At 74.5% G+C, this 278-nt stretch carries 1 protein-coding gene; it reads right to left on the bottom strand.

Annotation, left to right across the window (positions count from 1 at the left end; translation table 11 throughout):
• The coding region (locus ACLBYB_RS33515) for a serine dehydratase beta chain (RefSeq protein ID WP_447701455.1) at positions 1-278 on the bottom strand (278 nt) is incomplete at both ends.

Below are 278 nucleotides of genomic sequence, written 5' to 3'. Positions count from 1 at the left end.
CCCCCCCCCCCCCCCCCCCCTCGACGAAGCCGCCGCCGACCGAGTAGCAGACCACCTCGTCCAGCACGGCGCCGCCGGCGTCATGGGCGCGGAAGCGCATGCCGTTCGTGTGGCGGGGCAGCACCTCGGTGAAGTTGAAGACCAGGTCCTTCGTCGGGTCGAAGGCGACGCTCGGCAGGCCGATGGCGCCGGCCTCGGCCAGGTCCCGCGTGTAGCCCGCCACGGCGTCCGGATCGACGGTCGCGGGCTCGTGGCCGAGCAGGCCGAGGAAGATCGCC

The organism is Methylobacterium sp. D54C (assembly GCF_053345595.1).
The sequence above is the reverse complement of the archived record's forward strand: the minus strand, read 5'-3'. Positions and strand labels throughout refer to the sequence as shown.